The organism is Streptomyces sp. NPDC005799 (assembly GCF_040630525.1).
Classification (GTDB): domain Bacteria; phylum Actinomycetota; class Actinomycetes; order Streptomycetales; family Streptomycetaceae; genus Streptomyces; species Streptomyces griseorubiginosus_B.
Genome location: NZ_JBEXXQ010000063.1, coordinates 28,051 through 41,530, shown reverse-complemented (window position 1 = coordinate 41,530; position 13,480 = coordinate 28,051). Strand labels below are relative to the sequence as shown.

The 13,480-nt window shown below is 68.9% G+C and carries 10 protein-coding genes; 2 read left to right on the top strand and 8 right to left on the bottom strand.

The annotated features are described in order from the left end of the window. Nucleotides 1-6: 6 nt before the first annotated feature. Nucleotides 7-666: a histidine phosphatase family protein gene (locus tag ABZ453_RS42115; RefSeq protein ID WP_359023892.1), complete on the bottom strand. Its 660-nt coding sequence runs from the start codon at nucleotides 664-666 to the stop codon at nucleotides 7-9. 131 nt (nucleotides 667-797) lie between these two features. After that, nucleotides 798-1,403, bottom strand: a complete 606-nt coding sequence (locus tag ABZ453_RS42110; RefSeq protein ID WP_359023890.1) for a YdbC family protein — start codon at nucleotides 1,401-1,403, stop codon at nucleotides 798-800. A 160-nt stretch (nucleotides 1,404-1,563) separates the two neighbouring features. Here ABZ453_RS42110 and ABZ453_RS42105 point away from each other — a divergent pair, with 160 nt between their 5' ends. Continuing rightward, entirely contained in the window at nucleotides 1,564-2,097 is a 534-nt protein-coding gene (locus ABZ453_RS42105) for a TerD family protein (protein ID WP_208783601.1), read from the top strand. 7 nt (nucleotides 2,098-2,104) lie between these two features. Here ABZ453_RS42105 and ABZ453_RS42100 read toward each other — a convergent pair whose 3' ends face one another. From ABZ453_RS42100 to nrdR, 3 genes are all read right to left on the bottom strand, one after another. After that, on the bottom strand, nucleotides 2,105-2,836 hold the full coding sequence (locus ABZ453_RS42100) for a DUF6215 domain-containing protein (RefSeq protein ID WP_359023888.1): 732 nt from the start codon (nucleotides 2,834-2,836) through the stop codon (nucleotides 2,105-2,107). A 195-nt stretch (nucleotides 2,837-3,031) separates the two neighbouring features. Next, the gene (locus ABZ453_RS42095; RefSeq protein ID WP_359023886.1) at nucleotides 3,032-5,926 is read right to left on the bottom strand and encodes a vitamin B12-dependent ribonucleotide reductase; all 2,895 of its coding nucleotides are present in this window, start codon (nucleotides 5,924-5,926) and stop codon (nucleotides 3,032-3,034) included. A gap of 166 nt (nucleotides 5,927-6,092) precedes the next feature. Further along, the gene (gene nrdR, locus ABZ453_RS42090) at nucleotides 6,093-6,653 is read right to left on the bottom strand and encodes a transcriptional regulator NrdR (RefSeq protein ID WP_359023884.1); all 561 of its coding nucleotides are present in this window, start codon (nucleotides 6,651-6,653) and stop codon (nucleotides 6,093-6,095) included. 565 nt (nucleotides 6,654-7,218) lie between these two features. Here nrdR and lexA point away from each other — a divergent pair. After that, nucleotides 7,219-7,998 carry a transcriptional repressor LexA gene (gene lexA / locus ABZ453_RS42085; RefSeq protein ID WP_208783605.1) on the top strand — a complete coding sequence of 260 codons (780 nt, stop codon included), beginning with the start codon at nucleotides 7,219-7,221 and terminating at the stop codon, nucleotides 7,996-7,998. A gap of 155 nt (nucleotides 7,999-8,153) precedes the next feature. Here the strand turns inward: lexA and ABZ453_RS42080 are convergent, their stop codons facing one another. From ABZ453_RS42080 to ABZ453_RS42070, 3 genes are all read right to left on the bottom strand, one after another. Then, nucleotides 8,154-10,136: an ATP-dependent DNA helicase gene (locus ABZ453_RS42080; protein ID WP_359023881.1), complete on the bottom strand. Its 1,983-nt coding sequence runs from the start codon at nucleotides 10,134-10,136 to the stop codon at nucleotides 8,154-8,156. 285 nt (nucleotides 10,137-10,421) lie between these two features. Continuing rightward, the gene (locus tag ABZ453_RS42075; protein ID WP_359023879.1) at nucleotides 10,422-11,147 is read right to left on the bottom strand and encodes a GNAT family N-acetyltransferase; all 726 of its coding nucleotides are present in this window, start codon (nucleotides 11,145-11,147) and stop codon (nucleotides 10,422-10,424) included. A 197-nt stretch (nucleotides 11,148-11,344) separates the two neighbouring features. Beyond that, nucleotides 11,345-13,159, bottom strand: a complete 1,815-nt coding sequence (locus ABZ453_RS42070; RefSeq protein WP_359023877.1) for an IucA/IucC family protein — start codon at nucleotides 13,157-13,159, stop codon at nucleotides 11,345-11,347. Between the last annotated feature and the right edge of the window lie 321 nt (nucleotides 13,160-13,480).

Here is a 13,480-nt window from a genome sequence, read left to right as displayed (position 1 = left end):
GCCACTCTATCCGGTGATCCCGTACGGCTCCGGATCTCGCCAGCGTTCGAAGGGACGGTCAAGCGTGTACTTGCCGTCGTCCCCGAGAACGAGCATCCGCATCTCCGCGTTCCCCGGATTGGCCAGCGACTCGAACTCCGCGACCGTCCAGTGGAACCAGCGCATGCAGAACAGGCGCATGGCCAGGCCATGGGTCACCAGCAGGACGTTGGGCGGGTGGTCGGGGGCCTCGAAGCTGCGGAACAGGCTCTCCAGGAAGCCGCCGACGCGGTCGTAGACGTCGGCGCCGGACTCGCCCTGCGCGAAGCGGTAGAAGAAGTGGCCGTACGCGTCCCTATAGGCCTTCTGCAGCCGGACGTCGTCGCTGTCCTGCCAGTTCCCCCAGTCCTGCTCGCGCAGCCGGGGCTCCTCCCGGATCCGTATGAGGTCGGGGTCGAGATGGAAGGCACGCAGGGTCTCGTGCGTACGGCGGTACGGGGAGACGTACACGCTCACGCGCTCGCGTGCGAACACCTCACGCAGCCGTTTCCCCGTCTCCTCCGCCTGCTGCAAGCCGCGGTCGGTCAGGGCGAGGGCGTGGTCGGGTTCACGCTCGTACACGGTGTCATCAACATTGCCCGTTGACTCTCCGTGCCGGACAAGGACGATGCGCCGTGGTCGTGCCATGCCAAAACCCTAGATCGAGTGGGGGCCGATCGAGCACTCGTACGGGCCCCATACGGCATAGGTCACATAGTTTTCGCATCACAGACCCCCCGGAGCGCACGATTTGCGCGTCCATTTTTCAAACCCACACCTCAGACGATCCAGGTCGGCTCGAGTGCCACGATGTCTCCGGTGAGCGCCGCGACGTCCGCCTCCGTCTGGGCCCGCAGTGCGAGCCGCTCCACCCGCTCGGTACGGTACTTGCCGTGTTCGGCCGCCGAGCGCCACATCGACAGCACCAGGAACTCATGTCCCGGCGCCTCGCCGAACAGCCCTCGGATCATGCCCGGGGAGCCGGCCATGGCGGGGTTCCAGACCTTCTCCTGCATCAGGGTGAAGTGTTCCGCGCGTTCCTCGTGCACCCGGCACAGGGCCACACGCAGCAGATCGGCGTCCGTGAAACGCGGTTCGAAGCCGGTCTTCACGTCGAAGCGGTAGTCGAAGAGCCTCACCTGGGCGTCCTTGAACGTGCCGGACTGGGCCGCCGCCAGCCGGTCGTGCGAACGGGCCATGAAGGAGTCGTAGAAGGAACGGCTCTCCCAGAACGAGACGATGTGCGCCACGCCCGGCCGCCCCCGGCTCCAGCCACCACCCTGTCCCCGAAACCCCGGCTCCCCCAGAAGCCCCGCCCACTTCCGCTGCCCCCGCTCGAACCCGCGGCGGTCCACCACGGTGCAGCGAATCCACTTGACCAGCACCGCGCCATGGTAAGGCCACGGAGCGTGGCGCCGGTCACGCTCCGGCGGACAGCTCCCGCGCGCGTGTGCGCGCACACGTGGCAGGATGGGCAACTGGCCTTGTCCGCCCGGGGATTCGGGCCGCAAGGAGGACATGGGGAGACGGGGAAGGGGAGCTGTGGTGAACGGCCTCAACAAGGGGATCCGCAAGGCCGAGATCGCCCTCAAGTGGGATCCGAGTCCGGCTGGTCAGCCGCCCACCGATCTGGACATCGTTGCCGCCACCTACCCGGTGGGCGACGCGTACGGCGATCCGGCCTATGTGGTGCACTTCGACAGCCGCTCTCCCGACGGCACCATTTACCTCAACCGCGACAGCAAGGACGGCAAGGGTTTCGGCTGGGACGAGGTCATGACGCTGGAGCTGGACCGGCTCAGCGACCGGTACGCGCGCGTGGTCGTCGGCGTCGTCATCCAGCAGCGCGCGGCGCACCGGACCTTCGTCAGCGTGGTCAACCCGGGGTGGCGCATACGGGAGGGCTACACCGTGCTCGCCGAGGACGACTTCGGGGACGTCCTCGGGGCCACGGCGGCCACCGTCGGGGAGTTCGTGCGGGACGAGTCGGGCTCCTGGAACTTCCGTCCGGGCGTCCACGGTCACGAGGACGACCCCGCGACGTTCACCCGGACCATGGGCCGGATCGACCAGCCCTGACCTCCGGTCAGCCGGCGGTCCACCCCGGGACCGTCGGCAGCACCTTCTCGGCGACGCGGAAAAGCGCCGCGTCGTCGGGTGTCGCGAAGTCCTGACGCCAGATGGACACCTCGAAGGACCCGCCGCCGTCCTTGGCGTCCTTGGCGACGATCAGAGTGCGGGCGATGCCTCCGGGGCCCGTGTGGACCTTGCCGCCGCCCAGGTTGAAGCGCAGGGCGGTGGTGTGGTCCGAGTAGAGGACCGCAGGGTGGCCGAGGAAGCTCCTCTTCTGGACGGTGCCGCCGAGGAAGTCGGCCAGCTCGGACACCGGGAAGTCGTCGTCGGACGCGGTGAGCTCCAGGGAGTACGTCTTCAGGTCGACGTCCGCCTCCGGGGAAGACGTCTTCGTGCCGTCGGCGGAGGTGAACGTGCTCACGTTGCCGCTGGCACTGATCGCCTGCTCGTCCGGCGTGCCGAGGAGCGTCGGCAGGTCGGAACGGTTGAGCGCCGTGCACAGCTGTGCCGCGGAGATGTGCCTGGGCGATGTGGCGCCGTGCGTGGTGTCGCAGACGGCGGGCTTGGTGTCACCCGCCGCGTCCCGGCCTCCCCCGAGGACCCACAAGGCGCCTGCGAGGCCGACGACCACCACGATCGCCGCGATGACCTGAGCACCCGTGTCCACGCTCTTCTCGGGCTTGCCGGCGCCCGTTGCGGGCTCGCTGCCCATGTTCTGCTTGGTGTCGGCGAATTCGTCGACCATGTCCCCCACGTCCCCCACCCCGATGTTCGCGCCGGTCGTGCGCCGGGGGAGCCTAACCTGTGATCCTTCTGTGGGGAAAGTGGAATTCTCAAGTACACGAAGGCGGCGTCCTGACACAGGTGCCCCGCCCCCGAAGAGCGCGAAGGGCGGTGACACCGGAGTCCCGGTGCCACCGCCCTGACCGGCTAGGTCACATCAGCTGCAGCCGCTGGTCGACCCGCAGCCCTCGCAGATGTAGCAGGAACCGGCCCGCTGCATCTTCGTGCCGCAGGAGAAGCACAGCGGGGCGTCGGCCTGGATGCCCAGCTGCATCTCGACCAGCTCGGCGCTGGTGTGGGCCTGCTTCGGAGCGGGCTTGGCCGCCTGGACCTCGGCACGCGGCATGGCGACGGCCTTCAGCTCCTGGGCACGGGGCGCCGACTGGGCGAGACCCTCGACGTCGACCTCGTCCTCGGCCGGCTCGTAGGACCCGGTCTCCAGGTGACGCTGGCGCTCCTCGGCGGAGTGGATGCCGAGCGCGGAGCGCGTCTCGAACGGCAGGAAGTCCAGCGCCAGGCGGCGGAAGATGTAGTCGACGATCGACTGCGCCATCCGTACGTCCGGGTCGTCCGTCATACCGGCCGGCTCGAAGCGCATGTTGGTGAACTTCGAGACGTACGTCTCCAGGGGCACGCCGTACTGGAGGCCGACGGAGACCGCGATGGAGAAGGCGTCCATCATGCCCGCGAGAGTCGAACCCTGCTTGGACATCTTCAGGAAGACCTCGCCGAGACCGTCGTCCGGGTAGGAGTTGGCGGTCATGTAGCCCTCGGCGCCGCCGACCGTGAAGGACGTCGTGATGCCGGGGCGGCCCTTCGGGAGGCGCTTACGGACCGGGCGGTACTCGATGACCTTCTCGACCGTCTCGCGGATGGTCGCCTCGGCCTTCTCCGTGACCTGGGCCTTCTCCTTCTCCTTGGTCTTCGCGGAGAGGGGCTGGCCGACCTTGCAGTTGTCGCGGTAGATGGCGAGCGCCTTGACGCCCAGCTTCCAGGCCTCGAAGTAGATCTCCTCGACCTCCTCGACGGTCGCCGACTCCGGCATGTTGACCGTCTTGGAGATGGCGCCGGAGATCCACGGCTGGATCGCGGCCATCATGCGCACGTGGCCCATCGGGGAGATGGCCCGCTCGCCCATGGCGCAGTCGAACACCTCGTAGTGCTCGTGCTTGAGCCCGGGGGCGTCGATCACATTGCCGTGCTCGGCGATGTGGGCGACGATCGCCTCGATCTGCTCCTCCTGGTAGCCCAGGCGGCGCAGGGCCTGCGGGACCGTGCCGTTGACGATCTGCATGGAGCCGCCGCCGACGAGCTTCTTGAACTTGACCAGGGCCAGATCGGGCTCGACGCCGGTGGTGTCGCAGGACATCGCCAGACCGATGGTCCCGGTCGGGGCGAGGACGGACGCCTGGGAGTTACGGAAACCGTTCTTCTCACCGAGACGCAGCACGTCCTGCCAGGCCTCCGTGGCGGCGGCCCATACCGGCGTGTCCAGGTCGTCCATGCGCACGGCCGTGCCGTTGGCGTCGGCGTGCTGCTTCATGACGCGGTTGTGGGCACTGGCGTTGCGCGCGTAGCCGTCGTACGGGCCCACCACCGCGGCGAGTTCGGCGGAGCGCTTGTACGACGTGCCGGTCATCAGGGAGGTGATGGCGCCGGCCAGGGCGCGGCCGCCGTCGGAGTCGTAGGCGTGGCCGGTGGCCATCAGCAGCGCGCCGAGGTTGGCGTATCCGATGCCCAGCTGGCGGAACGCGCGTGTGTTGTCGCCGATCTTCTGGGTGGGGAAGTCGGCGAAGCAGATGGAGATGTCCATCGCGGTGATGACGAGCTCGACGACCTTGGAGAAGCGCTCGACGTCGAAGGACTGGTGGCCCTTGCCGTCGTCCTTGAGGAACTTCATCAGGTTCAGCGAGGCGAGGTTGCAGGACGTGTTGTCCAGGTGCATGTACTCGCTGCACGGGTTCGAGCCGTTGATACGGCCGGACTCCGGGCACGTGTGCCATTGGTTGATGACGTTGTCGTACTGGATGCCCGGGTCGGCGCAGGCCCAGGCGGCCTCGGCCATCTTGCGGAACAGGGCCTTGGCGTCGACCTCTTCGATGACCTCGCCGGTCATCCGCGCGCGGAGGCCGAACTTGCCGCCCTGCTCGACCGCCGTCATGAACTCGTCGTTGACACGGACCGAGTTGTTGGCGTTCTGGTACTGGACGGAGGTGATGTCCTCGCCGCCGAGGTCCATGTCGAAGCCCGCGTCACGCAGGGCGCGGATCTTCTCCTCCTCCTTCACCTTGGTCTCGATGAAGTCCTCGACGTCCGGGTGGTCGACGTCGAGGATGACCATCTTCGCGGCCCGGCGAGTGGCGCCACCGGACTTGATGGTGCCGGCGGAGGCGTCGGCGCCGCGCATGAAGGAGACCGGGCCGGAGGCGTTGCCACCGGAGGACAGCAGTTCCTTGGAGGAGCGGATTCGGGAGAGGTTCAGGCCGGCGCCGGAGCCACCCTTGAAGATCATGCCCTCTTCCTTGTACCAGTCGAGGATCGACTCCATGGAGTCGTCGACGGACAGGATGAAGCAGGCGGACACCTGCTGGGGCTGCGGGGTGCCGACGTTGAACCAGACGGGGCTGTTGAAACTGAAGACCTGGTGCAGGAGGGCGTACGCCAGCTCGTGCTCGAAGATCTCCGCGTCGGCGGGCGAGGCGAAGTACTTGTAGTCCTCGCCGGCCTTCCGGTACGTCTTCACGATGCGGTCGATCAGCTGCCTGAGGCTGGTCTCGCGCTGCGGGGTGCCCACGGCACCGCGGAAGTACTTGCTGGTGACGATGTTGACCGCGTTCACCGACCAGAAGTCGGGGAACTCGACGCCGCGCTGCTCGAAGTTGACCGAGCCGTCGCGCCAGTTGGTCATGACGACGTCACGGCGCTCCCAGGCCACCTCGTCGTACGGGTGCACGCCGGGGGTGGTGTGGATGCGCTCGATACGCAGTCCCTTGGTCGCCTTGGTGCCCTTGGCGCGGGAACTCCGTGCCGGACCGCTCGCCGTCTCTGTCATGCCGCCTCCCTGTACGGGCTAAAACGCCCTGAAGTGCCCCGTTGTTCCCGTGGCACGGTGTTCTGTCTGGTGTTGCGGGCACCCACTCGCTACGCCCGCAACAGGTCTCGATCGCCGCCGTTCGGCCGGACGAAGGGGCCTTGCGCCCCGCGTTCCGGCCCGCCGATCAGTCGGCGGCGTGCACGGGCTCGGGGACCTGGGCGGTCCCTCCGGGCCCGATGTCGTCTTCCCGGCTCCCCGCGCCGGCGTCCTCACGGTCGTCGTCGTCCGCGCCGACGCGTCGCGTCTCCTCCCTGAGTTCCGCGATCGCGGCCTCGAAGTCCTCGAGCGAGTCGAACGCCCGGTAGACGGAGGCGAATCGCAGATACGCGACAAGGTCGAGTTCCTGCAACGGGCCGAGTATGGCCAGCCCCACGTCGTGGGTGGTCAGCTCGGCGCTTCCGGTGGCCCGCACCGCCTCCTCGACCCGCTGGCCGAGCTGGGCGAGGGCGTCCTCGGTGACAGGCCGTCCCTGGCATGCCTTGCGCACACCGTTGATGACCTTGGTACGACTGAAGGGCTCGGTGACTCCGGACCGCTTGACCACCATCAGTGAGCACGTCTCCACCGTCGTGAAACGACGGGAGCAGTCAGGACACTGACGGCGCCTGCGGATCGACGTGCCGTCGTCGGTCGTACGACTGTCGACGACGCGGCTGTCGGGGTGCCTGCAGAAGGGGCAGTGCATGATCTCCCAACCCTCCTCACAGCAGACTCAATAGCCTCGCTAAGCCCCATGGGCCCCTCGAAGCAGCCCCAAGCATAGGCGATGACCATGGGTCCGGAGACCCGGGGGACCACAACTTCTGGGCTGCTGCTGCAATCCAACCACTAGATGTGGGGATTGGCTCATACATACACGCCGTACACGCGTGTCGCGCGCGTATTGGCATGTGCCATACGGCTGCTCCGCCGCACGGAATGCACACGCGTACAGGCGTACCGTTACGGCACGTGGGGAGATACCGTGGGCGCCACAAGGAGAGGGCGTGCGACTCCCGCAGAAATGGGGGCCGGTTCCCGGTTGCGGGGACGCCGGATGGCAGACTGGGGCACCAACCCACGAGGCCATCACCCCGGCGGTAAAGAGTACAACAATGAGCCCTTTCGTCCGCCAGGTGCCGCGTTAGCCATACACCCAGACACGTGATCAAGTAAGGCGATCCGCGTTTTTTCACTCGAACGTGTGTTTGGCGCAACCTTTCGAAAGCAACTACCGTTGTCCAGCAGGGAGACCATCGAGAGGGGCCGACGTGACCACCACCGCAGACAGTGCCACCATCACTGCCCAGGACCGCTCCCAGGGCCGACTCGAGCCGGTGCATGCGATGAACGAAGCCGTGAATCCGGAGGGGCACAAGCGCTCCCTGCCGGGCCGACCTCCAGGCATCCGGGCGGACAGCTCCGGACTCACCGACCGGCAGCGCCGGGTGATCGAGGTCATCAGGGATTCCGTCCAGCGGCGCGGCTACCCGCCGTCGATGCGGGAGATCGGCCAGGCGGTCGGCCTCTCCAGCACCTCGTCCGTCGCACACCAGCTGATGGCTCTGGAGCGCAAGGGCTTCCTGCGCCGCGACCCGCACCGCCCGCGCGCGTACGAGGTGCGCGGCTCCGACCAGGCGGCCACCGTGCAGCCCACCGACACCGCCGGCAAGCCCGCCGCGTCGTACGTCCCGCTGGTCGGCCGGATCGCCGCCGGTGGCCCGATCCTCGCCGAGGAGTCGGTCGAGGATGTCTTCCCTCTCCCCCGCCAGCTGGTCGGTGACGGCGAGCTGTTCGTCCTGAAGGTCGTCGGCGACTCGATGATCGAGGCCGCGATCTGCGACGGCGACTGGGTCACGGTCCGCCGTCAGCCCGTCGCGGAGAACGGCGACATCGTCGCCGCGATGCTCGACGGCGAGGCCACCGTGAAGCGCTTCAAGCGCGAGGACGGCCATGTCTGGCTCCTCCCGCACAACTCCGCGTACGAGCCGATCCCCGGCGACGACGCGACCATCCTCGGCAAGGTGGTGGCGGTGCTGCGGCGCGTATGACGGCCGCGGCGGGCGGCTCTGTGGCGGCCGCCCCCTGACCGGGCCCCGGGACCCCTGCGCCGGTTCCGGGGCCCTGTGTTGTGCCCGGCCCCCGGGGCCGGAGATCGAGGACGGGTGGGTAGCCTGACGCGGCGCCGCGTCAGGCTACCCACCCGTCATTCCGCCTCCGCCTCCGCCTTCTTGGCGGCCGCGTCGATCGCCGACAGGGACTTCCGGACCTGATGACGGTCCGTCGTGTACCAGAAGTCGGGCAGTGACGCCTTCAGATAGCTGCCGTACCGGGCCGTGGCCAGACGCTGGTCGAGTACGGCCACCACACCCCGGTCTCCCGACGCGCGTACGAGGCGGCCGGCACCCTGAGCCATGAGCAGCGCGGCATGGGTGGCGGCGACCGCCATGAAGCCGTTGCCCCCGGCGTCCTCCACCGCCTTCTGGCGGGCGCTCATCAACGGGTCGTCCGGGCGCGGGAACGGGATCTTGTCCATGACGACCAGCTGGCAGCTGGGGCCCGGGACGTCGACCCCCTGCCAGAGCGACAGCGTGCCGAACAGACAGGTCTGCGGGTCGGCGGCGAAGTTCTTGATCAGCTCCCCCAGGGTCTCCTCGCCCTGCAGCAGGATCGGGAACTCCGGGATGCGGGAGCGGAGTTCCTCGGCGGCGAGCTGGGCAGCCCGCATGGACGAGAAGAGGCCGAGCGTACGGCCGCCCGCCGCCTGGATCAGCTGGGTCAGTTCGTCCAGCATGTCCACCCGGTCGCCGTCACGCGCGGGGCGCGCCAGGTGCTTGGCGACGTACAGGATGCCCTGCCTGGGGTAGTCGAACGGGGAGCCGACATCCACGCCCTTCCACTTGGGCAGGTCCTCGCCCTCCGTGCCCTCCGGGGCGAGTCCGAGTGAGGCGCCGACGCCGTTGAAGTCCCCGCCCAGCTTCAGCGTCGCCGATGTCAGGACGACGGACCGGTCGGCGAACAGCTTCTCCCGCAGCAGGCCCGACACCGACATGGGGGCGACGCGCAGGGAGGCGCCGAACCGGTCGTGGCGCTCGTACCAGACGACGTCCCACTCACTGCCGTTGGTGACGCGCTCCGCCACGTCGTGCACCGCCTCGACGGACGCCAGCGCCTGCTTGCGAACCGCGTCCTCGTCCTGCACGGACTTGTCACGGGTCGCACCGATCGCGGAGATGACCGTGCGGCAGGCGTCGCGCAGCGCCATGAGCGCGTAGCCGAGGTCCTCGGGGATCTCCTCCAGACGGCCGGGCAGGGCCAGCTCCATGAGCCGCTCGAAGCCCTCGGCGGCGGTCTGCAGCTGGTCGGCGGCCTTCTCGTTGGCCAGCTTGGCGGCGCGGCGCACCGCGCGGTTGACCTGGCCGGGTGTGAGTTCGCCGGTGGCGACTCCGGTGACACGGGATACCAGTTCGTGCGCCTCGTCGACGATCAGCACCTCGTGCTGCGGCAGGACCGGCGCGCCCTCGATGGCGTCGATGGCGAGCAGCGCGTGGTTGGTGACGACCACGTCGGAGAGCTTGGCGCGCTCGCGTGCCATCTCGGCGAAGCACTCGGCGCCGTACGCGCACTTCGACGCGCCCAGGCACTCACGGGACGAGACCGACACCTGGGACCAGGCGCGGTCGGAGACGCCGGGGGTGAGGTCGTCACGGTCGCCGGACTCGGTCTCGTCGGCCCAGTCACGCATCCGCAGCAGGTCCTGGCCCAGCTTGCTGGTGGGTGCGGCCGCCTCGAACTGGTCGAACAGGCCTTCTTCCTCGTCCTGCGGAACACCCTCGTGGAGGCGGTGCAGGCACAGGTAGTTCGATCTGCCCTTCAGCATCGCGAACTCCGGACGGCGGCGCAGCAGGGGGTGCAGGGCCTCGACCGTGCGCGGCAGGTCCCGCTCGACGAGCTGACGCTGCAGGGCGAGGGTCGCCGTCGCCACGACGACTCTCTCCCCGTGCGCGAGCGCGGGCACGAGATAGCCCAGCGACTTTCCGGTGCCGGTGCCCGCCTGCACCAGCAGATGGGAGCCGTCGTCGATCGCCTCCGCGACGGCTTCGGCCATGGTCACCTGGCCGGGGCGCTCCGTACCGCCGACGGCAGTGACGGCAGCATGCAGGAGTTCGGGGAGTGAGGGCTTCGTCATAGCGCGACCACCCTACGGCGCGGCACTGACAAAAGGGTGATCACGGCGGGGACGAGGGGCGGCATCAGGGCCGGGTGCGCCGTGGCCGGGTTCGGATCGGACCGCTTCGGATCGTCAGTGACCGTCGATGGATGGAGTGAGTGCCGTTCTGGATGGGCGAGAGCCACCGTCGCTCGGTTTCGACATGAGCTGGGTGAATTTCGGCGTCGAAGCGGTCGACGGTGCGAAGTGGGAACCGGATCGGCCCGGCCGGTGTACCAAAAGTGACGACGTCGCGACACGGAGTCACAGCAGATCGCGCAGCAACCGGTCTCGGACCATGAGAGCGGCCCGTTTGGCGGGAAGTTCGACCTCGGCGGAGAACCGGAAACCGGCGCTCAGAAAGGCGGCGATGGAGGGGGTGTTGCGAAGGTCCGGTTCCGCGACGACGCGCGCGCAGACAGGGCGCTTGTCGAGAGCGAGGTCGGCGACGGCTCTGAGCAGGATGCTGCCGAGACCTCGCCCACGGTCGGCGACAGCACCGATGAGGAGGTGGATTCCGGTGTCATGAGGTCGGGCGGGATAGTGGCGGGCCAGCGGGTCCAGGTCCGCCCGGTAGATCTCCCAGTAACTCATCGGGGTGCCCTCCAGCACACCGAGACACGGGACGCTGCGTCCGTCGCCGGTGCACTGGGCGCGCAGGTGGTCCTCTGTCACTGCCGGAGGACCGGCCAGCCTCCAGAACTCGGCGACGGCAGGGTCGTTCATCCAGCGGCTGACCAGCGGAAGGTCCCGCTCGATGTGCACGGGGACGAGGTGGAACGCGCCCGCGGGTGTGGTCACAGGTCCCCAGTCTCCGACGTCGTCCAGGAGGTCGCCGTCGATGGAGGGTGCGCGAGAGGGCGCGGTCCTGATCTCACGCCGCCCCGGTGCCTCGTCGGCATGGACCCCCTCCTCCTCGGAGAAGAGCGCGATCAGTTCGTCGGGCAGGCGCAGTTCCAGCGTGTCCTCGCTGTCGCTGTCCGTGCTCACGGTGCCGCTCCCGGCCGGAAGGGGGCCGGTCTCGGCGTCGGTGTCGGTACGGGGAGCAGGGGCTGGCGCTGCGTGTGCGCCGGCGTCGGTGGAAGACACGGCGACGCTCCTCTCAGAAGTGCGGGTGGGGCATGTTCCTCAGCGATGAAGGGAGTCGGTGCTCGGGAAAGCGGGGAGGGGTGTGCGACCAGCTGTTCTCACAGACGGAGGGGATTGGCGATGGTGACGTAGACGGACTGGGTGTCGACCGGGCCGACGAGTTCGTCGAGGCCGTGCAGCCGGGTCAGCAGGTTGGCCTTGCACCGCAGGACGGGCGAGTCGAGCAGGTGGGCCGGGAGCGAAGTGCGCAGTGCAGCGGGACCGGAGGCGACGCCGCCGAGGAAGCGGCGGAAGGCGGCGACCAGCAGCCCTTCGTCCGCCAGGCGCTGGGAGCCGAACGCCCCGATGAGGCCGAGGACGTTGTTGATCGCGAGGTAGTACGCGAAACGCTCGTCGGTGACCTCGTCGGAAACGAAGGTGTCGCTGCGCTCGCCGATGCCGGGCAGCCGGGCATCGAGTTCCGTACGGCGGGATTCACGGAAGTAGTAGCCCTGGTTGTCGCGGTAACGGCCGCCTGTGGGCCAGCCGTCGGCATCCAGCAGGAGCAGCGTGTTCTGCTGGTGGGCTTCCAGGGCGATGCCTGCCTCCGCGTCCAGCCACAGCACGGGACGGACGACCTGCTCGAGGTAGCGCAGGAACCACTCGGCGGCCACGGCTCCGCGCGGGCGTCCCGTCCGAAGGGCGAGACGGGTGACCACCATGGCCAGGCGGGACCGCATCGGCTGCGGATCGGCCTCCGGGCGGTGGGCCGGGCTCGCCGGAGGGGCGGACGGGTCCAGTGGCCGGGGTGCGACGAGTCCGGCCACGCAGGAGACGTCGTCGGCGGCGCGGAACGGGTTGTGCCGGATCATCACGTCGAGGCCGGGCACCGGTTCGCCGTCCGGGGTGTCGACGGCGAGCCAGGCCGGGTCACGGACGATGTCGAACCCCGGGTGCGCGGCCCGCCACTGCTGGGACAGGCCGCTGCGCAGCAGGCGGTGGACCTCGACGCCCCGGTGCAGTTCCTTGCGGAGGTTCTCGCGACGGGAGTTGGTGATACGCAGGGCCAGCGACAGTTTGAGCATCGCGGGGGCGCCGGTGCGGTGGACGGTGCGAACGGAGGAGGTGGGGTGCCACGGAGACCCTTGGGGGCCGAGGTCGCGGAGCAATCCGACGTCGAACAGGGGCGAGAGCTCGGGGCGGCGGCGGACCTCGCGCAGTTGCCAGGGGTGGAGGGGAAGGGCCGCATGGCCGTCCGGTAGCGACAGTTCGCATTCGGCGAGTCGAGTGGTGAGTTGCGGGGCAGGGACGGGGCGGCCGCGCTCGGTCCAGGCGGAGTCGGTGGCGAGCAGGGAGGGAGCGACGGCCAGCCAGTGCAGAGGAAAGGAGCCGCGCAACTCGGGTGAATACAGGCGGGCTTCGTACTCGGAGAGACCTTCGCGGCTCTTCGGGGTGGGGTGCAGTGGGTGGCCGAGCACGAGTGCCTGCTCGGCGGAGAGGAAGAGGTCCGAGCCGTCGGAAGGGTGCTCCCGGCGTTCACGGATGAAAGTTGCGGTACGACGGGAGGAGTCGGCTACGCGGGTGACCAGGTCGGAAGCGGTCACGGAGAAGGGAGGGAGAGCGGGCCGTGCGTTCGGGACGCTGCATGTGGCTGTCTCGCGGGCGAGCAGGGCGGCGATGGTGACGGCATCGGCAGGCGGGGACTGATCGGAGGAGTCGGCGAGACTCGGAGGGCCGAAGCGGTGCCATCCCGAGGGCGACCAGTAGTTGACCGGGACGAGCAGTGCCGTGCCGCTGGCGGGCAGGGAGATGCGGAGCGCACCGCTGTCAGGGGCCGGAAGATCGGTCTCGCGGACCCAGCAGCGGAGCAGGTTCTCGATGGCCGCGGCGTCGGCTGCGGTGTGTGGATCGGGGTACTCAAGGAGGTCGGCCATGCCGTGGCACGAGTCTTCGGCGGGCTCCGGCGGGTTGGCTGTGACCGAAGCCCACGACGGGACCCTTCGCTGCGCGGGGACCCTGCCCTCTTCCGCGCTCGTTCCACCCCGCCGCGGGGTTGTTCCCGTCGGTGTGGGCTGGTTCAGGTCGACACACGGTTCGTCGGTGGCGCCGCGGGAGGGCGTCGCAGGTCCGGGGGTCTTCGGAGTGGGGGTGGTGTTCAAAGCGGTCCTCATGGGTGGCTCTGACTCGCGGTGTGGCGAATCGGGTGCTGCGTCACGGAGGTTTAGGTCGGCCTGGTTGACCAGGGGGGCGTGCGA